The 22,868-nt window shown below is 38.4% G+C and carries 25 protein-coding genes; 9 read left to right on the top strand and 16 right to left on the bottom strand.

Annotated features, from left to right (window positions below; genetic code table 11):
* Positions 1 to 36 precede the first annotated feature (36 nt).
* The 10 genes from AC3M61_RS02235 to AC3M61_RS02190 all read right to left on the bottom strand — a co-directional run bounded on the left by AC3M61_RS02235 (position 37) and on the right by AC3M61_RS02190 (position 7,590).
* Entirely contained in the window at positions 37 to 714 is a 678-nt protein-coding gene (locus AC3M61_RS02235; protein WP_500779309.1) for a zinc metallopeptidase, read from the bottom strand.
* A 65-nt stretch (positions 715 to 779) separates the two neighbouring features.
* Complete coding sequence (locus AC3M61_RS02230; protein ID WP_029684085.1) at positions 780 to 1,316, bottom strand: GNAT family N-acetyltransferase; 537 nt, start codon at positions 1,314 to 1,316, stop codon at positions 780 to 782.
* Positions 1,317 to 1,321: 5 nt separating this feature from the next.
* Positions 1,322 to 2,179 carry an ATP-binding cassette domain-containing protein gene (locus AC3M61_RS02225; RefSeq protein ID WP_029684086.1) on the bottom strand — a complete coding sequence of 286 codons (858 nt, stop codon included), beginning with the start codon at positions 2,177 to 2,179 and terminating at the stop codon, positions 1,322 to 1,324.
* An 18-nt stretch (positions 2,180 to 2,197) separates the two neighbouring features.
* Positions 2,198 to 2,602, bottom strand: a complete 405-nt coding sequence (locus AC3M61_RS02220) for a prepilin-type N-terminal cleavage/methylation domain-containing protein (protein WP_500779308.1) — start codon at positions 2,600 to 2,602, stop codon at positions 2,198 to 2,200.
* Positions 2,603 to 2,627: 25 nt separating this feature from the next.
* Positions 2,628 to 3,731: a DNA polymerase III subunit beta gene (dnaN, locus tag AC3M61_RS02215; RefSeq protein WP_029684088.1), complete on the bottom strand. Its 1,104-nt coding sequence runs from the start codon at positions 3,729 to 3,731 to the stop codon at positions 2,628 to 2,630.
* A gap of 37 nt (positions 3,732 to 3,768) precedes the next feature.
* Entirely contained in the window at positions 3,769 to 4,917 is a 1,149-nt protein-coding gene (locus AC3M61_RS02210; protein ID WP_500779307.1) for an HD-GYP domain-containing protein, read from the bottom strand.
* A 70-nt stretch (positions 4,918 to 4,987) separates the two neighbouring features.
* On the bottom strand, positions 4,988 to 5,176 hold the full coding sequence (locus tag AC3M61_RS02205; RefSeq protein ID WP_014452099.1) for a ubiquitin family protein: 189 nt from the start codon (positions 5,174 to 5,176) through the stop codon (positions 4,988 to 4,990).
* Between the two features lie 31 nt (positions 5,177 to 5,207).
* Entirely contained in the window at positions 5,208 to 5,798 is a 591-nt protein-coding gene (locus AC3M61_RS02200) for a phosphate propanoyltransferase (protein ID WP_029684090.1), read from the bottom strand.
* A 31-nt stretch (positions 5,799 to 5,829) separates the two neighbouring features.
* The gene (gene yqeH / locus AC3M61_RS02195; protein WP_029684091.1) at positions 5,830 to 6,942 is read right to left on the bottom strand and encodes a ribosome biogenesis GTPase YqeH; all 1,113 of its coding nucleotides are present in this window, start codon (positions 6,940 to 6,942) and stop codon (positions 5,830 to 5,832) included.
* Between the two features lie 39 nt (positions 6,943 to 6,981).
* A complete protein-coding gene (locus tag AC3M61_RS02190) occupies positions 6,982 to 7,590 on the bottom strand; it encodes a GNAT family N-acetyltransferase (RefSeq protein WP_500779391.1) in 609 nt (202 codons plus the stop codon).
* A gap of 320 nt (positions 7,591 to 7,910) precedes the next feature.
* On the opposite strand from AC3M61_RS02190, the gene AC3M61_RS02185 reads away from it, so the two are divergent.
* From AC3M61_RS02185 to AC3M61_RS02160, 6 genes are all read left to right on the top strand, one after another.
* Positions 7,911 to 8,900 (top strand): LacI family DNA-binding transcriptional regulator, encoded by a 990-nt coding sequence (locus AC3M61_RS02185; protein WP_500779306.1) that lies wholly within the window; start codon positions 7,911 to 7,913, stop codon positions 8,898 to 8,900.
* Positions 8,897 to 10,123, top strand: a complete 1,227-nt coding sequence (locus AC3M61_RS02180; RefSeq protein ID WP_029684080.1) for an extracellular solute-binding protein — start codon at positions 8,897 to 8,899, stop codon at positions 10,121 to 10,123. The genes AC3M61_RS02185 and AC3M61_RS02180 overlap by 4 nt, the downstream gene beginning before the upstream one ends.
* Positions 10,124 to 10,184: 61 nt before the next feature.
* Entirely contained in the window at positions 10,185 to 11,354 is a 1,170-nt protein-coding gene (locus AC3M61_RS02175) for a carbohydrate ABC transporter permease (RefSeq protein WP_500779305.1), read from the top strand.
* Between the two features lie 20 nt (positions 11,355 to 11,374).
* Positions 11,375 to 12,274, top strand: coding sequence for a carbohydrate ABC transporter permease (locus AC3M61_RS02170; RefSeq protein ID WP_500779304.1), 900 nt, complete (start codon positions 11,375 to 11,377; stop codon positions 12,272 to 12,274).
* 26 nt (positions 12,275 to 12,300) lie between these two features.
* Positions 12,301 to 12,948, top strand: a complete 648-nt coding sequence (pgmB, locus tag AC3M61_RS02165; RefSeq protein WP_500779303.1) for a beta-phosphoglucomutase — start codon at positions 12,301 to 12,303, stop codon at positions 12,946 to 12,948.
* A 26-nt stretch (positions 12,949 to 12,974) separates the two neighbouring features.
* Entirely contained in the window at positions 12,975 to 15,272 is a 2,298-nt protein-coding gene (locus AC3M61_RS02160) for a glycoside hydrolase family 65 protein (protein WP_500779302.1), read from the top strand.
* Between the two features lie 61 nt (positions 15,273 to 15,333).
* On the opposite strand, the gene glpX is transcribed toward AC3M61_RS02160, so the two are convergent.
* From glpX to AC3M61_RS02145, 3 genes are all read right to left on the bottom strand, one after another.
* Positions 15,334 to 16,338: a class II fructose-bisphosphatase gene (gene glpX, locus AC3M61_RS02155; protein WP_500779301.1), complete on the bottom strand. Its 1,005-nt coding sequence runs from the start codon at positions 16,336 to 16,338 to the stop codon at positions 15,334 to 15,336.
* Between the two features lie 196 nt (positions 16,339 to 16,534).
* Entirely contained in the window at positions 16,535 to 17,128 is a 594-nt protein-coding gene (locus tag AC3M61_RS02150; RefSeq protein ID WP_500779300.1) for a hypothetical protein, read from the bottom strand.
* Between the two features lie 35 nt (positions 17,129 to 17,163).
* The gene (locus tag AC3M61_RS02145; RefSeq protein WP_500779299.1) at positions 17,164 to 17,712 is read right to left on the bottom strand and encodes a C40 family peptidase; all 549 of its coding nucleotides are present in this window, start codon (positions 17,710 to 17,712) and stop codon (positions 17,164 to 17,166) included.
* A 147-nt stretch (positions 17,713 to 17,859) separates the two neighbouring features.
* On the opposite strand from AC3M61_RS02145, the gene asnS reads away from it, so the two are divergent.
* The 3 genes from asnS (at position 17,860) to AC3M61_RS02130 (ending at position 20,163) form a co-directional block, all read left to right on the top strand.
* Positions 17,860 to 19,158 (top strand): asparagine--tRNA ligase, encoded by a 1,299-nt coding sequence (asnS, locus tag AC3M61_RS02140; RefSeq protein ID WP_500779298.1) that lies wholly within the window; start codon positions 17,860 to 17,862, stop codon positions 19,156 to 19,158.
* Between the two features lie 107 nt (positions 19,159 to 19,265).
* A complete protein-coding gene (locus AC3M61_RS02135; protein WP_500779297.1) occupies positions 19,266 to 19,553 on the top strand; it encodes a LysO family transporter in 288 nt (95 codons plus the stop codon).
* A gap of 31 nt (positions 19,554 to 19,584) precedes the next feature.
* Positions 19,585 to 20,163, top strand: coding sequence for a LysO family transporter (locus AC3M61_RS02130; protein WP_500779296.1), 579 nt, complete (start codon positions 19,585 to 19,587; stop codon positions 20,161 to 20,163).
* On the opposite strand, the gene AC3M61_RS02125 is transcribed toward AC3M61_RS02130, so the two are convergent.
* The 3 genes from AC3M61_RS02125 to AC3M61_RS02115 are packed head-to-tail and all read right to left on the bottom strand — an operon-like array spanning position 20,155 to position 22,662.
* Positions 20,155 to 21,558 (bottom strand): deoxyribodipyrimidine photo-lyase, encoded by a 1,404-nt coding sequence (locus AC3M61_RS02125; RefSeq protein WP_500779295.1) that lies wholly within the window; start codon positions 21,556 to 21,558, stop codon positions 20,155 to 20,157. The genes AC3M61_RS02130 and AC3M61_RS02125 overlap by 9 nt on opposite strands.
* A 7-nt stretch (positions 21,559 to 21,565) precedes the next feature.
* A complete protein-coding gene (locus AC3M61_RS02120; protein WP_500779294.1) occupies positions 21,566 to 21,955 on the bottom strand; it encodes a GIY-YIG nuclease family protein in 390 nt (129 codons plus the stop codon).
* Positions 21,956 to 21,963: 8 nt separating this feature from the next.
* Complete coding sequence (locus tag AC3M61_RS02115; RefSeq protein WP_500779390.1) at positions 21,964 to 22,662, bottom strand: DUF429 domain-containing protein; 699 nt, start codon at positions 22,660 to 22,662, stop codon at positions 21,964 to 21,966.
* Positions 22,663 to 22,868 lie beyond the last annotated feature (206 nt).

The raw sequence follows: 22,868 nt of genomic DNA, 5'->3' as shown, positions 1-22,868 counted from the left end.
TAGAGGTGGCTTCTTGATTGTTAATTTTGATGCTTTTTAATCTCTTCTTGCTATCAATATCATCCTTATGAGTTGCAAAACGGCCATAAGCATAGCTGCAACATAGGTCATCGCAGCTGCAGAGAGCACAGCTTTAACACCCTTAAGTTCATCAGCGGGCATTAGCAGGTTCTTTTCAAGAATTTGAAGAGCTCTTCTGCTTGCATCGAATTCGACTGGGAGTGTAATTATAGCGAAGAGAACAGCTATTGAGAAAAGTATTATTCCAAACTTTGCCAGACCAAGGGCACCGGTAACAAGCCCTATTATGAAAAACACCCAAGCAAGATTTGAAGAAAATTGAGCAACAGGTGCGATAGCATTTCTTACAACGAGTGGAGCGTATCCTTTAGCGTCTTGTATAGCATGTCCAATTTCGTGTGCTACAACACCAAGTGCGGCAATAGAATCGCTACTATATGTTGCTTGTGAGAGCCTTACAACTTTTTCCTGAGGGTCATAGTGGTCTGTTAGTGAGCCATGAATTCTCTCAATACTCACATTGTAAAGTCCAGCTGAGTCGAGGATGAACCTGGCAAGTTCGACTCCTGTCATTCCAATTCTAGACCTAACTCGAGAATACTGAGCAAACCGCGACTGAACGGTTATGGATGCCCATAAAGATAAAAGAAGAGCTGGCACTAATATTATAAACGTTGGGTCATACCAAAACATTTTACCACCTCCCATCATACATTATTATATCACAAGGCCTCATACAGAACTAGTCGCTGAAAAAATTAGAATTCCGATTTCATTCTCCAGTATTCGTCAGAAAGAATTCCCATGATTATTGCATCTATATATTGCCCCTTTAAATATCTGGCCTGTCTCATTCTTCCTTCCTGAATAAATCCACACTTTTCATATACCCTTATAGCTCTTTGGTTATTTTCAAAAACTCGGAGCCAAACCCTATTTAAGTTCAGATACTCAAAAGCATATTTTAACATCATTTGTGTAACTTCAGTTCCGATTCCTTTGTCCCAATAAGCAGGGTCGAAGATTGCTATGCCGTACTCTGCACTTCGAGCAACCCAATCAATTGCCATCAAACCTGCTGAGCCGACAAGATTGCCCCCCACTTCTATTGCAAAATTCACAGCGTTATGGGTAATGGCATTCTTTTTTATCCATTCTTCCTCTATGAATTCATTTATTGGAAAAACGCCACTGAGATAATCTTTTGTCCTTTCGTCGTTGATGAGTTCTACGAATTTCTTGGCATCGGTTACTTCGATAGGTCTTAGCGTTGCCAGTTTCCCTTCCATTCTCATTTCTTTCACCTCTGTTGAGTAGCTTTATGTTCCACATACACATTTTCAGTTATGTTGATAATCTCTCTCAATCCCAAATTCCTTATGTGCAATACTCGAATCTTTTCCTGGGCTATTTTCAACTCATCTATGTTCATGATACGAGTCACTTTCTTACCGGGATTCCCAGGCGGTTCGAAGGTTACCGAATAAAACTTCTCATAGGTTTTCCAAAATTCGTCAACGGTTCCGAAAAACTTGACTTTTCCATCTTTCAAAGCGATGATTTTATCGCACACTTCTTCCACTTCATCTTCGTCGTGTGTAACATAAAAAACTGTGCAGCCTTTCTCTTTGAATTCTTTGACCAAATCTTTCACAATTTGTTTAGTTTCGATATCCAGTCCCTCCGCCGGTTCATCCAAAAGTATGATTTTGGCATCTTTAAGCAAGCTAATAGCCAATGCGAACCTTTGTTTTTGTCCTTTTGAAAGTTTGTTCGGTTTTTTGTCTAACAGATTATCTATATTCACGTGCTTGGCTACGTCGTATATGCACTTTTGCGAATTAAAAACGGATTTGAAATATAAAAGGTTGTCCCTTAGGGTAAGCTCATGTATAAAAGTGCTCTTTTCAGATACGTAAGATATGAGTTCTCTGAATTTTTCAATATTTCCTTTTCTCTCAAACACATCCATATCGTCGTAGATTAACTTACCACTCGAAGGTTTTAGGAACGTAGCAACAACATTAAGCAGTGTGCTCTTTCCACTGCCGTTTTCACCAATGATTGCAACTACCTCTCCATCGTCTATAGTTCCGTTTATATTTTCAAGAGCCTTTTTATCTTTAAATTGGTGCGATATATCTTCAAATTTGAGCATGTATTCACCTTCAAATGCTCATGGTAACAATACGTAAAGAACGAGCTGACCAGTGTTTGTATCGATTTCTATAGAAGCATAGATGTTCTTAACTTTGAGAGGGTCAATATCGCTTTGGGTGTATTTTATAACATATGCTTTTCTGGCTTCATCGTACCGAACTTCAAATCCCGAAGGTTTTGTTGAAATATATTTTTGAGTGTAAAGGTACTCCAAAACATCTACATCTGGAGCTCTTGGTGGGTTTGGCTCTAGTGTTATCATTTGCATTACTGCTTGTTGAAGTGCACGAAAATTCCCGGCAACATTTGTTGCCTTCGCTTGTGCTACAGCATTTAAACCTACGGGAGTTGCAACTGACATCAACGCAGCGATAATTGACATAACTATGAGCAACTCAATAAGAGTAAAACCTCGCCTCAAGGCTACCTCCTTCTTTCTTGAAAACCTATGCCCTTACTGGAAGGACTATGTACATATATCCTTCAACGTTTCTTGGGTTGATTTGAAGTGGGCTAAGATTATCTACAAAATTAAATTCTACTTCTTTTTCATCAATATGTTTTATTGCTTCATTTAAGAATTTCGGATTGAAGTTTACAATTAAGTCTTCTCCATCTTTTGTCACGGGAATATTTTCAACTGCTTCACCGTAATCAGGACTCTGGCTCGATAGTTCCATGACATCATCGGAAATTTTTAATTGCACTTTTTCTGTCCCTCTTTTTGCGATAACCATAACCCGTTTCAGAGCTTCTGCAAAGTCATCAACGTTAAGTACAACCCGTGTTTTAAACGCTTTTGGAAGAACTCGTTTGTAATCTGGGAACGTCTCCTCAACGGTTCTGACTATCATCGTGACATCTCCTGCATTAAACGAGACGATTGAATGGTCGTATGTGATATTTATCGATGGTTCAGTGGTACTCGAAAGCAGCTTTTCTAGTTCTTTTACACTTTTAAGTGCTATGATGAAGTCGAATTCATTTTCTATATCAAGTTTTTGCTCAGCTAATGCGAGTCTGTAGCCATCGCTCGCAACAAGTCTTAGAAAACCACCGTGAACTTCCCAATACACGCCGTTCAGTGCCCGCATTGCGCTTTCGCTGGAAGCACAGAAACTAACCCTGTCGAGCATTTCCTCTAGTATGGAGGTATCTATACTAAATTTTATACCACTTTCATCCGTTTCTATTATCGGAAATCTTTCAACATCTAAAACCGTTGTAAGGTTATATCTTGCCTTCCCGCTTTTTACTAAAAGCTTGCCATTAGAGTATTCAAATATGACCTCGTCTTCTGGTAAGTTCTTTACGATGTCGTCAATCAAATCGGCATCAACTGCAAATGCTTCACTGCCTTCGTATTCTCCAACCTTTACTGTTGATACAACTGAAGTCTGTAAATCTGTCGCATGGATATTGATATGTCCGTTTACGGGTTTAAAGAGTAAACACTGCAAAATAGGATCAACCGTTCTCGAACCGATTGAAGAAGACGCAATAGAAATCTTTTCTTGAATTTCCGCTTTACTCACAACAAACTTGAGCATCTAATTCCCCCTTTTGTTTATTTTCTCAAAAGATTCACTATCCAATTCCTTGTTCTTCGATTAAACTTACGAAGATTTTTACAACACTTGGATCAAACTGCATACCTGCATGTTCTGTCAATTCCTTTAGGGCTACTTCTTTTGGTAATCCTTTCCTATAGGGTCTGTCACTTCTCATTGCGTCCCAAGCGTCTACTACTGCTATAATCCTTGATATCAAAGGAATATCCTCTCCGGAAAGTCCAGAAGGGTATCCCTTCCCATCCCACCGTTCATGATGATGATAAACATACTTAGCAAGTTCTCTCAATTCGGAAGATGTTGAAAGAAAGTCATGACCGTAGACAGGATGCTTTTTTATAATTTCAAATTCCTCAAGTGTCAGTTTTCCTTCTTTGTTTAGTATCGTTGAAGGTATAACTATCTTTCCAATATCGTGCACCAAAGCAGCCCAATACGTTTTTCTAATCATTTCATCAGGAAGTCCCATTCTTTCAGCAACAAGAGAAGCTAACGTTGCAACATTTTTTGAGTGTCCTTTTGTATAAGGGTCATGGTATTCCAGGATACGTATAATTGTGAGAATCATGTCTTTTTGGAACTTTCCTTGGTTTGACACATAGCTGTGAGTTGCTATAAAAGATGTAAAAAAGGAACCTAAACTTTTAATGGTATCCATTTCTTCATCCAAAAAACTACGTTTTCGCTCGAAGATAATTTTGGCTTTAAGTTCTCCTCCAATAAAAATATCCGAGACTAAAACTTGTGTTTTCTCAGAACCATTTTTTGTTAAGTTTGGAAAAAGTGCTATTAATTTTTCTTTATCGACAGTGTAAACACGTTGAGTTGCGAATGGAAGTTCCGTCTTTTTTACTCGTTTTGATACATTGTTTGGGACATCGCCGAAGACTGATACCACATTTCCGTATTCGCCATCAAAAACTATGAAATAACTTTTTTCAATTTCGTCCAGAAAACCAACCGCAACGTCATGCAAATTTTTATAGAAAGTCTCTTCCCTTTGAACGACAATGTCCCTGAGTTTCGATGAAAGGTCCTTAAATTTTTGCAGCTGCGTTGAAAGATACTTGTTCAGATTAGTTCTTTTTCTCAACTTCGATATCAGAAAAACATTTGTTGTTACCGATAATCCCAAAGCTAAGGTTACAATACTTGGAATCTCCACACTGCGACCTCCCAACAACAGACTCTACTGTGTCGAAATGGCAAAAGAATACCGAGAACTTTCCTTTTTCCTAACCACTACTTGTAACCTTCACTATCTTTACCTCTTTGTCTTTTTTTATAACCCTATCCTCGGTGTAAAGTTCTCCATCTACTATTATCAAATGTTCCTCGGGATTTAGTCCTAGTTTCTTCAATAAGTCATAACCACGCATTGATTCATCGAATTCATAAGTTTTAAACTCGTAAAAGACCTTCACAGTTTTTCGTCGCTCCTTTTTCTCTACGAAATTAAAGCTCTTCGACAATATAGACTACGTCCCCAGTTTTTAGCATTGCTGCGTTTGCTTCATCGGTATCAACATGGAATTCAAGTGCGAATTTTTCACTAACTCTGATAAGCACATCATCAAAAATTAATCTTCTGTCGCCTTTTTCAACAACAACTTTAACTATATCCTTGTCTTTTACTCCAAACTTTTCAGCGTCTGTTGTATGCATATGGATATGTCTTTTTGCAATTATCACGCCTTTCTCCTTAATTACCGAACCCTTTGGACCAACGATGACTATACCAGGTGTTCCTTCAAGGTCACCGCTATCCCTAACAGGAGGCATAATACCTAGTTTAAAGGCATCCGTGAGAGAGATTTCGACCTGCGTTTCTTTTCTCTCAGGTCCAAGCACTCTGACGTTCTCGATAGCTCCCTTTGGACCAACAATAATGACTGTTTCCTTACATGCAAACTGACCAGGTTGACCGAGGTCCTTTATTGGAGTGAGTTGATAATCTTTCCCAAAGAGTATCTCCACATCTTCCCTTGAAAGGTGAACATGTCTGTTGCTAACACCAGCAACGATAGGTATCTCTTTCTTTCTCATATAATACTCCTCCTCTCTGAAATCTCATGGTTTAATTCTCAGAATTTTGGTTAATTTTTCTTTTCGGCTTCATTAAAGCTTCTCTTGCATAAACTCTCACATTTTCAGGAACCCTTATTGTGAACTCCACAGGACCTCTTTTCACATTTATCCAACAAAGACCAGAAATAGACAACTCCTGGTTAACATTCACAACAACTTTCTCATCTTTAAATGCTATTTTTTCCACATCCATTTTACCACAAGGTGGGAATAATAGTTTTCCGAAATGCTTAGGATAATTTTGCAAGAAGTTCTGATTTTTCGTCTTGTGGAACGTAACGTTCTCTGGTGCAAAAATTTGGAATATAGGTCTTAAATTAACATCTTTCATTTCAGCTTTTATTTGGCACAATCCTCCAACGAATATAGTTTCTTCGGGGAAAGGTTTAAATGTCTTCCTGGTAACCTCACCCTTTGCCAATATTTTCGACTGACATTCCGGGTCAAAGAGGTCTATCATTCTGTCATTGACGACGATGCCAGGTGAATCGAATAACTTAAGACTACCCAATCTGTGTTCTATCAATCCTATAGTTGTTCCTGGGTAAGGCGAGATTGTCGCACTTGAGTTTGTGATAGCCTTAAGTAAAGACGATTTACCAACGTTTGTAACACCCAGGACCAAAGCACTACCTTTCAGATTTTCCAATTCTTTCTTCAGCTTGCTAATTCCAAAACCATTTTTCGTGCTTGTAATAAAAATCTCCGAACTCTTTGCAGGAATTTGTTTTTTCAACCATTCTTTCAATTGACTTCCGCTAACCGTTTTTGGTAAAGTATCAAATTTATTTGCAACGTACAACACATTGGCACCGGATAACAATTCCACAATTTCAGGTCTATACGTGCCCTCGAAATCGAACACATCGAAAATGTAGATAATATGCTTGAAATTCTTAATTGCTTTCATTATAAACTCCATTATCTCATCTTCATCTGCATCACTCACAAGCATACCGTAATGCTTGAGTTTAAAACACCTTTGACAAACTATTTCTTTTCCTTCCTCTAATCGCTTGTTGTAAACTTCATAGGGTATAAATCCTGGTTTGCCGGGATGGTCGAATTGAATTTCTGCACCACAGCCAGGACACTTTGCCATTCATTTCACCGCCTCAATTTTGATAGATTAAATAATGACTTAACTTGACAATATCTTTTCCATCCTGATTAACGCGAAACGCACATTCTTGATGTTGATTCTGTTTACTCTGGTTCCTACGTATCCAAGTCTTTTGTATAGTTCAATAGCCTGAATATTTGTATTCTCAACATCTAAACATATTTTTTTGAAACCTTTTTGCTTGGCGACCTCTTCAGCAAAGAGCATCAGTTTTCGGCCATACCCCATACCTCGGTAATTCTTATCAACAGCAACATTTGAAACATAAAATTCATCGTTTTGAATTTTATTTCGTCGCCAGACAAGTCGGAATATAGGAAGTCTTCTAAAAAACTCAAAACCCATCAGCTGAAAAAGCGCAAACGCAGTCTTCAAAGCACGCTTTCTGATAGTTTTTCCGTCGAACATAACGATTATTCCCACAACTTTTCCTTCGTCAATTTCAAGAACATAGGCACTGTCGAAAGAAAAGACTGTTCCTGGAGTTTTGACCAACCTACCAAGTATCAATTTCACATAAGGACCAAAAAGCAACGGCAGAAACGAACGCCCGGTTTCAAGAATTAAACTTGCAACAACATCAGCATCAAAAATCTCTGCCTTCCTTATGATTTCCAACAAAATCACCTCGTTTGCCAACTGAGAAAAAACAAGAATCAAAAGAGAAATAAAAGCCATATCATCAAGATTATACCATACATCGCTAATTGAGTGAAGCAAGGAAGAAACTTACTGCTTCTAAAGAGAGAATAGTTATGAAAAACGTAGAAAATATTAGAAAATAAAAGCAATGATAAGAAATTCTTCAAAAAGAAAATACCTTCTACATTTGTTGCGAATTTCTTGGTTTGGATTTCGAGATGAAAAAGTGGTACATTTCTGATGTAATCGATTACAGTAATCGATTACATTAAAAAATCTCATGAGACTTTTAAGAAGGTGAGTGAATGACTGTAAAGGAAATTGCCAACTTGTGTGGAGTCTCAGTTGCAACTGTATCAAGGGTTTTCAACGAACCAGAAAAGGTGAAGCCAGAGACTAGAGAAAGGGTTTTGAAGATAGCTCAAAAATACGGATACATGCCACATGCTATAGCGAAATCATTAAGAACCAAAAGGACAGGTGTCTATTCTCTCACTGTTATGAGTGATGTTGAACGTGTTTTTGAAGATTCATATGTTTCCAAGTTCTTGCGGGGTGCGGTAAGATATTTCTCATCAAAAGGGCTTAAGCTTATTATAGATGTGTTTACCAAAGGTGACATTACAAGTTACTATAAAACCTTGGTTTCGTCAAAGCTCATTGACGGATATATACTTATGGACATAAAAGATGACGATATAAGGGTTGAGCTGCTCAACAAGTTAGGTGTTCCCTTTGTTTGTGTTGGGCGGAACAACAAAAACAACTTTATTTATGTTGATACGGATAACTATACTGGAGGACGTCAAGCGGGAGAACACTTAAAAGAAATTGGGTGCACCAGAGTTCTTTTTATAGGCGGTGATGACTCGCTACCATTTGAAAAAGAACGTTTTAGAGGGTTTATTGATGGTTTGAGCGGTTTTGGAGGAAAGGTATATAAGGCTTTCGCGAATTATGATGAGAAAAATGTAAGAGAGATTGTTGAGAAGTATTTAAATGAAGTTGATGGAATCTTTTGTACTTCAGATGTTATGGCATACGCTGCTCTAAGGGTTTGCGAAAAAAAGGGCATCGACATTCCTTTAATAGGATTTGACAACATTTTACTTTCCGAAATCGCTAATATAACAACCATTGACCAGAATATTCATTTGGTAGGGGAAAAAGTTGCGCACAAAGTTCACCAATTGGTTTTAGGTGAGCAAGTGGAATCCGAAATTATCAGTACGCATTTAGTCGTGAGAGGAACTAAAAAGTTCCTCAACTCTACAAAAGGAGGTCGGTTTGTATGAAAAGAGTTTTGGTAATTTTTTTGGCGGTTGTTTTGACGGTGGGACTTTTTGCGGTAACGAAGATCACTATTTCAGGTTGGCCCGGCAACCCCATTGAAGAGGGAGCCATTAAGAAAGCAGTTGATACGTTTAACAGCACGATAGGCAAGCAGAAAGGTATAGAAGTTGTTTGGGAACCTATCGCTGGAGACTACAAACAAGTGCTTATGACAAGACTCTCTGGAGGAACTGGTCCTGATATTTTCTATGTTGACGTTTACGTATTCGAAGAACTTGCAAGAGCAAACGTTCTCCTGGCACTTGACACGTATGTTAAAAGAGACAATTTCGACCTCGATGATTTTTATCCATCGCTTGTTAATGCATTCAGATTCCGGAATAGACTTTATGGTATTGCCAAAGACTTCTCCACACTTGCGGTTTGGTTTAACAAAGAGATATTTGACAAATACAAAGTCCCACATCTCACTAACGATGAGACATGGGACTCTTTCCTCAAAAAACTTCAGCAGCTTAAAGCAGCAGGTTTTGAAACCCCTCTGGCGCTGGCACCAGATTTCAACAGGGTCATACCATTTATTATAAGCTTTGGTGGAAGACTTGTAAAGCCAGACCTTTCGACAGCTCTTGGTGAGCCAAATTCCAAAAAAGCTCTCCAATTCTATATAGATTTAGTTACAAAGTACAAAGTTGCAAAAGAACCATCGGCACTTGGTTCCGGTTGGCTTGGTGAAGCTATTGCAACGGAAAAATGTGCAGTTGTTATGTCTGGTCCTTGGACAATAGGCTTTATGAAAGGTTCGTTCCCAGATACATTTAAAAAGATGGGTATTGTTGAAATGCCAAAGGGTATAAAGAAAGCAACAATGATATACACAGTTGCTTGGTCTATCAATAGAGCGACACCAAACAAAGATGCAGCATGGGAAGTCTTGAAATTCCTAGTTACTGAGGGTCAGCAAATCTTCGTTGAAGGTGCAGGAGTTCTCGCTTCAAGAAAATCCATAGCTGCAAAAGACACAGATCCCATAAAGAAGGTCTTCTATAAAGGAGCAGAGTATGGCGTACCTTGGAAAGTTCCAACGCCGACAGGTTTGTTTGCAACTGCTAACGACCAGATTAACTCTTTGCTGAAGGACCTCTTCTACGAAAAACTCAGTGTTGATGAGGCAATAGAGATCATCGAGACAAATTACAATAAATGGATAGGAAAGGAAAAGTAATTAGTTGCAGGAGCAAGAGGGAGGCGCTCGCCTCCCTTTTATTAGACAGGAGGAATAAGCTATGAAGTACAAAACAAAAGAGGCGATAGTAGGTTACCTCTTTGCAACACCAATAATATTGACAGTTTTAGTCTTCACTATTTATCCGATAATTGCTGCATTTTACTATAGCCTAACAGATTACCAGCCACTTGAGGCTCGGAAATACACCTACGTAATTAGCCCTTATGATGCCTTGGAAATTCATACGGGGATTTTGAGAGAAGAAGCGAAAAATTATACCATAGACGAAATGTTAGAATACTTCGATCCAGTAAGTTTTGTCGAGGTTGACGTTGGCGTAAAACTTAGTGACGAGGAGAAAAAACTTGTAAAAGAATACTTTGACTCTTTAAATTTATTGAATGACTACAGAGAAAAAAAGTTGCCTAATGAAATCAAAATCGCAGATTTCATGAAAAAATATATGAACAAACACGGTGACAGGTTTATAAAATATATACCAAAGTTCGTGGGATTAAAAAACTTCAGAGACATGTTCAAGGATATGTATTTTTACACGTCATTCTGGAATGCTTTTCTTTATTCAATTATTGTTGTACCTATTCAAACACTTTTGGCTGTAATCTTGGCAGTAGCAGCAAATTCGAAGATAAAGGCAGTTAACTTTTTCAAATCCGTTTTTTTCTTGCCAGCAATAACCTCTTCTGCGGCATTGTCAATGATATTTTGGCTTATTTACTCAAAACCTGGAGTTTTAAATAAGATTCTTGTTGCTCTTTTCGGTAGGTTCGGATTTCAACCTATAGATTATTTAAACGAACCACGAATTGCACTTTTTGCGATAATGGCAATGAATATATGGTCTACAGCGGGTTATTTCATGGTCACGTTTTTAGCTGGTCTTCAAGATATTCCATCAAGCATCTACGAAGCAGCAAGGATAGATGGGGCAAACGGCTGGCAAATCTTCTGGAAGATAACTTTACCTTTGCTTAGGCCACAGATAGTTTTTGTTTCAATCATGGGAACAATAGGTTGTATGCAAGTATTTGACCAAATTTACTTCCTTATCAGGAACTTAAGAAATATAACAATATCTTTTTACATATATAAAAACGCCTTCGAATACGGAAAAATGGGTTATGCTTCGGCTCTCGCTATAGTTCTCTTTAGTGTAATTCTTGTGCTGTCATTGGTTCAGAGAAAGATAATAAGGGAAGAGTACTGAGAATTAGGTGGTGAAGCTAAATGGAAGGTTCTGTAAGAAGCGTTTCAAAAATCTCTGTGGTTATATCATATATTATCTTAATAGGATATACAATTGCTACGCTTTTTCCTTTTACCTGGGCGGTGTTAATTTCCCTCACTCCCATAACATACACGGACGCTCAAGGAATTGAGAAAGGCGTAAATATATTTGATTGGCCACCAAGGCTACGCTTATTTCCAAAACCTTCCGCGTTCGGAGTTCCTCTGACATTTCAGAACTTCAAATTGATTTTTGAAGTTGTACCTTTATATAAAAGATGGCTTATGAATACCATTATCTACGCTGGATTGCTAACTGTTGGAAATATTATCCTGAACTCACTGGGGGGCTACGCTTTTGCAAGACTAAACTTCCCTCTCAAGAACTTTTGGTTCACTATGTTTCTTGCAACAATGATGGTACCTGGTCAAGTAACGTTGATACCTCAATACAATCTTCTTGTTAAGTATGGCTTAGTTAATACATATACTGGTCTGTTTTTACCAAAATTAACAAATGTGTTTGGGTTGTTTTTGATGCGTCAGTTCTTTTTGAATTTTCCAAAGGAGCTTGAAGAAGCTGCACGAATAGATGGTTCTGGTATTTTAAAAACATACTTTAAAATAGTCCTCCCAAATGCGCTTCCAGCAGTCAGTGCACTTGCTATATACACTTTCTTAGGAGCCTGGAATGACTTTCAGTGGCCATTGATAATTTTGAGTAACAAGGAGATGTACACACTAACCTTGGGTCTTAATTTCTTTAAAACTTCCTACTATACTTACTGGCAGTACATGATGGCTGCATCCATTTTCATGACAATACCGATGATTATTATATTCTTGTCTTTCCAGCGCTACTTTATCGAAACAGGAAAAGCTGTGGCAGTCAAAGGTTAAAATATTTGTGAGAAGGAGGACGCTCGATGAGGTCGAAAGCTTGTATCTTTGACCTTGATGGGGTCATAGTTGATACGGCAAAGTACCATTATCTTGCTTGGAGGAGATTGGCAAATGAGCTTGGATTTGACTTTACGGAAAAAGAAAACGAACGCTTAAAGGGTGTGAGTCGTATGGAATCCCTGGAAATTCTCTTGTCAATTGGTGGTATAAAGCTCGAAGACGAGAATTTAAAGTTACAATTAGCTGAGAAAAAGAATAAGTGGTATGTTGAGTACATAAACCAAATGACCAAAGATGAAATTCTGCCTGGTGTTATGGAATTCTTAGAGCTTCTTAAGAATGCGGGAATAAAAATAGCAATAGGTTCTGCAAGCAAAAATACAATGACAATACTCGAACGCATAGGCCTTGAAAACTTTTTTGATGCAATAATAGATGGAACGAAAATTTCTAGGGCTAAACCTGACCCTGAGGTGTTTTTGAAGGCAGCTGAAGAGCTGTGTGTTAGACCCGAGGAATGCTGCGTCTTTGAAGATGCTGTTGCAGGTATTCAGGCAGCAAAATCTGCTGGTATGAAAGTCATAGGCGTAGGAGATCCAGCAATTTTAAAAGATGCGGATAAAGTTATACAATCCTTTAAAGGTCAGACATTGGAGCTTATAGAATTCTAATAATTTATTACGTGGAGGGAGAAGGTGTGTGGAGTGTTGAACGTAGAGAGTACCTTCCTGCAGAAAATCTAGTGTATGAAACTTTATTCACATTGGCGAATGGTTATCTAAGCTTACGTGGTCGGGAAGAGTTTTCAAATTTGACGATGAAAGGTACCTACTTAGCTGGTGTATTTGACAAGTATTTGGCTCAGGTAACGGAACTTGTAAACTTACCTGACCCACTGGGGTTCAAAATTTACCTGGATAATAAAGAACTTAATCTTGATTACTTGGCTCTGACAAAGTACTATCGCTCCCTAGATATGAAACACGGTATACTTAATTCATTGTACGAATTCAACGTTGAGGGTAAGATTGTAAAAATAGAGTCTAGAAGATTTGTAAGCCGTCCACACGTCCATCGATTTGGGATACAGTATACAATAACACCTGTGAATTTTTCCGGGAAGATTATCGTCGAGAACAGTATCGATACAACAACCTACAACGGGTTCTTAGATCCTTACAATAAAATACAACATTACAAAGTTCTTAAAGTAGAAGACTTAAAACCTGGAATAAGTGTGTCTGTAAAAACTCACGACAAAGGTCACGTTATAGTCTTAGCAACCGCCATATTAGCTAAAAATAAACAAGGAGAGAATGTACTTAAGTACCGTAAATTTAGGCAAATTGGAGATATACCCCAAGAAGGTTATACAGTCTTTTTGACAGAAGGTCAACAAGTTGTTATAGAGAAATACGGAGCAGTATACACATCAAGGGAGTCAGAATCGGAAAAACTCAATGTCAACGACGTTGTTGACTTCGTTAGGGAAAAAACAATCAACGAACTGAACAGTTTTATCAGAGATGGTTTTGATTCAGAACTTAAGGCACATGCTGAGCATATGGAGTCTGTTTGGAAGACCATGGATATAATTATAGCGGGCGATGAAATAGCACAACAAGGGATTAGGTTTAACCTCTTTCACTTGTACGCCTGTGCACCAGATGACCCATGTGTAAGTATAGGAGCAAGAGGTTTGCACGGAGAGGGATATAAGGGTCATGTATTTTGGGACACAGAGATTTTCATGTTCCCGTTCTTTTTGTATACCTTCCCGCAGTATGCTAAAAACCTTCTCCTTTACAGGTACAACACCCTTGATGGTGCGAGAAGAAACGCACAAATGAATGGGTATAAAGGTGCACAGTTCCCATGGGAATCGGCTGACGATGGCTTGGAAGTCACACCAAAGTGGGGTGAAGACTATCTTGGTAATCCTGTGAGAATCTGGACAGGTGATGAGGAATTTCATATTAATGCTGACATTGCAGTTGCTTTGGTTCATTATCACTCAGCCACGGGCGATGACCAGTTCATGGTAGATTACGGCGTTGAAATGCTTCTTGAGACCGGACGCTTCTGGGCATCAAGACTTGAATACAATGAAAGTAAGGATAGATACGAAATCCGGAGGGTAATCGGACCAGATGAGTTTCACGAACATGTTGATAATAACGTCTACACTAATTACCTTGCCAAGTGGAACTTGGAAAAAGCTGTAGAATACTACAAGTGGCTTGCAGAAAAAGCTCCTTTAAAACTTGAAAAGTTAAAAACCATGTTAGGACTTACTGAAAATGAGGTTTATAGTTGGAAAACCTTAGCTGAAAAAATCTACATTCCAAGAAAAGAAGGAGAGAAACTGATAGAACAATTCGAAGGCTACTTTAATTTGAAGGATTATGAAATTACCGAAAGGGATGAAAACGGGCTTCCAAAATGGCCGAAAGGTCTAGATTTGACCAAATTGGGTGAAACGAAGCTGATAAAACAACCGGATGTTGTAATGCTGATGCTTGTTTTACCTGAGGAATTCACGGAAGAGGAAATGAAAGTAAACTATGAGTACTATGAGAAAAGAACAATGCATAAATCTTCTTTGAGCCCTTCTATGTATTCAATCATGGGATTGAAGGTAGGCGACTCTCACAATGCATACAAATACTTTATGAGAACATTGTTAGTTGATTTAGAGGACAACCAGGGTAACACGAACAATGGATTCCATGCGGCGAGTGCTGGAGGAGCATGGCAATGTGTCGTCTATGGTTTCGGTGGAGTGACTCTAGAAAGCGATAAACTATTAAACTTTTCACCTTGGCTTCCAGAAAAGTGGCAAAGTGTAAACTTCAAAATTAACTATCGTGGTATACCTTTAGATGTTCTTATAAAAAAAGACAGCATACAAATTACTTCTCCATCAGAAGTTGAGGTCAAAATTAAAGGAGAGAGAAAGATTGTAAAACCTGGCAAGAACATCTTTAGATTGTGATCTACTTTCTGAAAACCAAAGGGCTACCGAGAGGTAGCCCTTTTATTTAAAACTCAAAAAATTATCGTTTGATACTATTCATATACCTTACTTCGCCACTACTTTTTAGAGGAATTGTCTTGTAGTTCAGATTGTGCTGTGCGATAATTCGTCTTATTGTTCTTGTTCTTGACCTCATTACTATTGACTCAGTGATTGCTGTGTTTTTGTAGAACCTAACGCCTCTGAGCATATCTCCGTCTGTAACTCCAGTAGCTGCGAATATCACATTGTCAGATTTGATAAGGTCATCAGTCTTGTAAACTTTTTCCAAGTCATATCCTTGTTCCACGAGCCTTGTTCTTTCTTCTTCATCGATAGGCCAAAGTTTTACTTGAATCTCTCCACCAAGAGATTTCAAAGCAGCAGCAGCCAACAAAGCTTCAGGCGAACCACCTATTCCGATATAGATATTCACGTTACTTTCTGGAAGTGCCGTTGCAATTGCCGCCGCTATGTCACCATCGCTTATCAACTTTATCCTTGCTCCGACTCTTCTTATCTCATCTATTATCTCTCTGTGTCTGTCCCTATTCAGAACAACACATGTGAGTTCTGAGATGTCCATTCCTAAAATTGCTGCAGCAACTCTTAAATTTTCCCTTATAGATGCATTAATATCCAACTTTCCAGCAAGCTCAGGACCAACGGCGAGTTTGTATGAGTAATACGTTGGAAGATACTCAATACCTCCCCTTTCCGTTGCTGCGATAACACTTATCGCATTAGGCAATCCGAATGCAACGAGCCTTGTTCCGTCAACAGGGTCAACTGCGATATCGAGTTCAGGGTCATCTTCTGACCATCTTCCGACTTGCTCACCAATGTAAAGCATAGGTGCTTTGTCCTTTTCACCCTCGCCAAGCACAACAGTTCCTCTCATCTCGATGTAGTCTAACATGCCACGCATCGCATCAGAAGCCATTTTGTCAACCATTTCTTTATCGCCACGCCCGAGGTATCTACTTGCCATCAACGCTGCAGCCTCGGTTACCCTAACAAGTTCTAATGTAATTTCCTTTTCCATACCGTCCCCCCCTCTTTTGATTCGGACTATAAAATTGTAGCACCATGTTAGCGAAATAGGTAATTGTTACAATATAATGCATACAAGAACATACCAATCCTTACAAAAGCATAATGAAAAATTTTACATAAACCGGTTAAAAAAAGCTATTTTTGGGTGGAAAATAGCGGGAGAGAAGATTATTTGGAGGAAGTTATCAATGTACTTTGAAATCCTTGAGAATTTCAATGTTTAGGTCAATTATCGTAACCTGGTTCCGATAGGCCACCTTTGAAAAATAAAAACCGTCGGAGTTCCTTGTGAGGGGAATAGGCGCGGTTATAACTGTTTCTTGGAAAGGTTCACCAGGTACAACGCAATAAAATGGGAACATCTGACTAATCATCCATGCAACTTTCTTATCTACAGTAACGATAACTTTTGTCCCGTGTTTTTCAAGTGTTCTCAACTTTTGAACATCAAAGTTAGATACAAAATTAGCAATGTTGCCATGTTTAAAAATCAACACTCCATTTTTATCCAAAAAGACAACGTTCTTTTTCAAAAGCTTTTTCAAAAACTTTAGTTCATATTGCGTTATGTTTCTTGCTATAAGCACATCTGCTGTATTAACTTCCAGCGAGAATTCTTTTAGAACCGATTGCAAACCTCGTCCGTCGTAATGAATAATGGAAAGTGTAAGAGTTTGACTACTTTTCTTACCAAAAATTTTCGAAAGGTTCTTTACCTTTCTAAAAGCATTCATTAGCGAATCGAAAAAGTTCATTATTAATTCCCGCAGTCTATTCATCACTTTTGTCCCCTGCATCTTTGTTGAAACATAATTTACTTGCTCAGAACAACAATTCTGCCAAGGGTGTATTTCCTGGCTTGAAGCAACGATAACGGACGTCTATCGACCTTGTTTTGGTGTATCCCATCTGACATTTCTGCAGCATCCCAGACCCAGATGTTACCGTATCTGTCAAATTTTTCAAAGATAACAACGTGGTCATATACAGTATCTTCATTCATATCGAAAAAAATTAAATCTCCCTTTTTCAAGCTCTTGAGGTCTGAGATGGGTTTAGTGTTGTATTTATACAAGTTGTCTGCAGTAACGTCAAAAACAAGAGATTTTTGATAAACAAATTGATTGTGACCAAGCATTCTAAGTAGATAGATTACCAAACCGCTACAGTCAAATCCGAAGATGTTTGCCCCACCCCAAACATACGGTAATCCTTGCAATCTTTTCAGTTCGGAAAACATCTTTTCTATCTCTGCTCCAGACAACTCATGCATCTGGAAGGCAAAGTTTGTCGATAGAAACGTTAGAGAAATAATGAGAATAAAAAGAACTGCGAATTTTCTAAGACGCTTTATCGAGTTCATACAATTATCCTCCCAAAATGATATCGGTTTTCCTGGTCCATTATATCATAATACCACACACATTTCATGTTGAAAAATATGCTTGTGTGGTATAATCTAAAGTAAGTGAATTTTTCGAATAAAAATGAGAGAAGGAGGTTTGTGATGATGGAATGGGTATACATAAAGGACTTGAAGGATTGCATTGATAAAGAAGTTGAACTGCGAGGTTGGGTTAGGAGAAAAAGGTCCAGTGGAAAGATAATGTTCATAGAATTTCGTGATGGAACAGGCTTTGTTCAAGTTGTTGTAGAAAAAAGTACAGTCGGGGATGAGAACTTTGAGAAGGCTGACAAGCTCAGATTAGAATCCTCACTTATAGTTAGGGGTAAGGTAAGGAAAGACGAAAGAGCACCAAGTGGAGTAGAAATCCTAGCCACGGAAGTTACTCCCGTTCAAATTCCTACAGAAGATTTTCCAATCCAAAAACCAGACCACAGTATCGATTACCTCATGGAGCATCGCCATCTTTGGCTCAGAGCAAAACGTCAATTCCACATCATGAGAATAAGGGATGCTGTAATCAAGGCAATAAGGAAATTCTACTGGGAAAGAGACTTCATACAGATAGACACCCCTATCTTTACAGGTGCTATCGGTGAAACAGCAGGTAACCTATTTGAAGTAGATTACTTTGACTATGGAAAAGTTTACCTTACACAAACTGGTCAACTTTATCTAGAAGCTGCATGTATGGCTTTTGGTAAAGTTTACAACCTTGGTCCAACCTTCAGGGCGGAGAAATCAAAAACAAGAAGACACCTTATTGAATTCTGGATGAACGAAGCAGAGGTTGCATATTACGAACATGAAGATAACGTAAGATTGCAAGAAGACTTGGTTTACTACATCGTCCAATATGTGCTAAATAACGCATACGATGACCTTGTTGCTATCGGGAGGGATGTATCCAAACTTGAAAAGGTCCAAAAGCCATTCCCAAGGATGACTTACACAGAAGCTGTTAAATTCCTCCAAAAACAAGGTTTCGATATCAAGTGGGGAGACGACTTTGGCGGAGATGAAGAAACTGTTTTGGCGAAACAATTCGACAGCCCTTTGTTTGTGACCCATTATCCAAGACAGGCAAAAGCATTCTATATGCAACCTGACCCAGAGAACCCGGAAGTTGTCCTCTGTGATGACTTGCTCGCTCCGGAAGGATACGGTGAGATAATCGGTGCATCCCAACGTATCCACGATTACGATTTATTAGTTGAGAGACTCAAAGAAAATAACCTTCCAGTTGAAAAATACGACTGGTATCTTGACCTGAGAAAATTTGGTTCAGTTCCACACAGTGGATTTGGGCTCGGTGTGGAAAGAACGATAGCTTGGATAGCAGGCTTAGAACACATAAGAGAAGCTATACCATTTGCCAGAACACTTTACAGAGTGCACCCATAATTTGATAGTTTTAACAAGTTCAAAAATTCCAAGTTTGCAAGAAACAAAAAATGGGAGGCTCCTTGCCTCCCGTTTTGTAAAAAAGTTCATACTGAGGTGAATAAAAAATGATATGGTGGGTGCTTGTAGTATTTTTTAGTGGCTTTTTCTTGGGAAGATTTATAAAGACTGAATGGATAGGAAAATACAAGGTTATCCTAGTGTTGACCATGCTATTATTATTTTCACTTGGTTTAGAAATTGGAAGTAACGACGAACTTTTTGGGAAAATTGATACAATCCTGCTCTACGGACTTTTGATAGCACTTGCTGGAAGTTTGGGGAGCTTCATCTTCGGCTTTTTCCTTGAAAAGACATTCGGAAATACAAAACCAAAAAGTGCTGAAAAACGATGAAAAGACTTCAACCATGTGGGAGGAAAAATAAATGGCGGTCTTATTTCTAATTGGTTCTGTTTTACTTGGATTACTTATTGGTAGAATAGCGCATTTTCAACTTCCAGACGGGTCTGTTGAAGTAGTTTTGTATCTTCTTGTTGCACTCGTTGGTTTGGATTTAAGTAAGGAGAAGATAGAAAAAAGATTCTTTAAGGATATTGTTCTTGTAATACTTTCAACAATCTTAGGGACGCTTCTTTTTGCGTTTATACTCTCGCTTTTCATTCCTCTCAAAAAACTTGAAACACTTCTTGCGGCATCGGGCTTTGGCTGGTATAGCCTTTCGGCAATACTGATATCAAGCAGTTATAGTGCTTACATTGGTAGCATCTCATTTTTTGCGAATGTTTTGCGAGAACTTATAGCCATAGTTATCTCCCCATTTGCACTAAAACACTCGCACTATGGAACGATATCTGTTGCTGGCGCGACGTCTATGGACACACTCCTTGGAATTATTGCAATGTATAGCGATAGAGAAACAGCTTTAGTCTCCTTTGGACACGGTTTCATCGTTTCTTTATTAGTGCCAGTTTTTGTCAATTTCTTTTTGAAGTTGCTAAGCTAAGCGTTTTTTGATATTTTCAACATACTGTATATACTTTTCAATGTTGAACTTTCTTTTGCACCCTTCGTAACTCATATACCTAACCATCCCGAGGATAGGTCTTTCAGCCCAAGGCCTATCGTGAACACCGCCGATTGCCCAGGCAATTCCTGCGTATCCGTTAGGGTCCCTACCGTCGAGTTCGTACTTGTCGTTGAGATATATTGCGGATTTCAAAGCATCTTCTGGCGAGCTTGTCCATTCAAGTATCTTCTTTGCCCAATACATTCTCAAAAATCCATGCATCTTTCCTTTCTTCACCATTTCCAACTGCGCTGCGTTCCATAAATTATCGTGTGTTTTTGCTTGTTCAAGTTCGTCAATGGAATATACATACTCGCGTTTATCGTTCCTATGCACGTTCAGAGATTTCTTCGCCCATTCAGGGAATCCATTGAACGAATCGTAATTTTCGTTGTACAAACAAAAATTATCGGCAAGTTCTCTGCGAACTATGAGCTCTTCTAAAAAATCTGCAACACTTTCTGGATAATTACGTTCGTATTTTATTATTTCCAGGGCTACACGTTGTGGAGCAATCTGTCCAAAGTGTAGATAAGGTGAAAGATTCGATGTTGCATCCTTTGTAGGGTCGTTTCGAAGGTCCTTGTACAGCTTCAATTTCTTTCTTGAAAACTCTTCAAGCAGTCTCATACTTTCGACAAATCCAGGTTTCAACCAATTCACAGGTGCAACAGATTTATCTACATTCAACTTTTTCAAAATCTCATCAAAATTATTGAACACAGATAATTTTTCAAACTCCAAATTGGATGCTGGCATCTTCTTAGGAGCTGGGAAAGAAGTTAGAAACTCTTGCAGATACCTTTTTATCTTGGGCCTTAATGTGTAAGCTCCGTACTCTTGTTTTTGAGAAACGAAGAAGGCAGGAACAATATTGTGAGCATCGACTTCGTACACAGTAATATTCAAAACTCGAATTAGGTTAGCTTTCCAATTTTTTACTATCTTCAGAGGGTTAAAATCAGTTACTAAAGCGCAGGCGTTAACCTCTTTTATCAATTTGTAAATCTCTCTAACCGGTTCTCCAAAGGTAAAAATCAAAGGAACATTTAACTCTTCTAGAAAAGCCATTGTTTCGAAAAGACCATGGAGCATGAAATCGTAGTGCCTAAGAGGAGCATTGAGGAAAGATGGCACGATGTTGAAAACCACTAACAATCCGACGTTATTTCTTAAAGCTAATTGCTGAGCGTATAACATAGCCCAATTGTCAAAAGCTCTTTGGTCTCTTTGCATCCAATAAACGACAGGACCTTTAATTAGTGAAGACTGCTTTTCTACTTCTTTTAAAACACGAATTCTTCTAGAGTCACAGAAGATTTCTGTGTTCATAACCTTTTCACTTCCTGCTCAAAAAATAATTTACAACCTCCGAAAATTTTTGAAAGTCATCTATAATATACAGGTTTGACTTCACTTTCAAATCCGAAGCGCCGAATCCTTCAACACATCTGAAATGTGATTGGAAGGTTAAGGAAATCTTTTCTTCCATCCGTTCTTTTGAAGGAATCAATATCGCAAAAAGTGGTTTTCCATAGCAAGTTAAATAGTCTATATGCCATCGAAGACGTTTATTTGCTGAAAAATGTCTTTCCACTCTTTTTTCAAGATTACCCATACCTGAGCCAATGTAAGCATATGTGCTTGGATTTAACTCCCAACGATTTCTACCCAAGTTTAGTTCAACGGGGGTATCAAGTGTTAGAACAAAGATATATGCTCCTTTCACAGAGTATCTTACCCCTCTTCGCTTTTCTGAACAGATTTCGGTATAGGTACGAGTAACATACCATCCGAAACATTACCAAACACAAGACAATCTTCATTTGTTGGAAGAAAAACTGTCAGAGCACAGATTAGAGCATCATCGAAATCTTCCCTCTCTTTGAGTGACCTAAAAGAAATTTTTGGCGAGTCAATGTACTGAGAAATCTTTTCTTCGATTATTTTCAATTTTGTCATCTTTTCTTTCTTACTGGACCGTTTGTAGCTAAACAATCTTCCAAAAAATAAAGCTGCCAAAGTAGCGTGGGGATACACTTCAAAGATATTGTGGTTTTCAAAACGAAAACCGATTTTGTTTAACTCCTTGTACAGCGTTGTTGGGAAAAATGATTTGTATAAACTATTATTTACAGGGTATAGTGAGATTTTGATAGGATAGTTTCTAATAAACTCAAGCTCATTTTTTCTGTGTCCATAGATGTTCGTTATTACCAAAGGTGCATCGACACCTACCACAGAAGGCTTTTCCAAAGACGAGAGAACGTTCACTATTTCTTTAACATCTTTTGTATAGATGTATCTTTGTAATTCGAGCTTTTTTGTTTGTTCATTTAGCTTTACTACAGCGACTGCTGAAGGCTTTCCCCCGGTCCATGAAGGGTCTATACCCACAAAATAGTGAAATTCTTCTTCATATCTGAACAAAACCATGCCAACCACCCTCACTGTAACCTCCAACACTTATATCATAGCACAAATTATACCATTTTACTCTATTTCAAAACGCCTGAGGAATAGGCATATGTTCGTATTGTGTAACACAGATTAGAGCAAATCCGTTACTGTAATGGACTTTACAGTTAACACAAGGCATAGTAAAATGGCATTCGCCGTCCGAAAAAAGGACGAAGCAGACA

Source organism: Fervidobacterium sp. (assembly GCF_059913585.1).
Note: the sequence above shows the minus strand (reverse complement) of the source record. Positions and strands in the feature narration are given on the sequence as shown.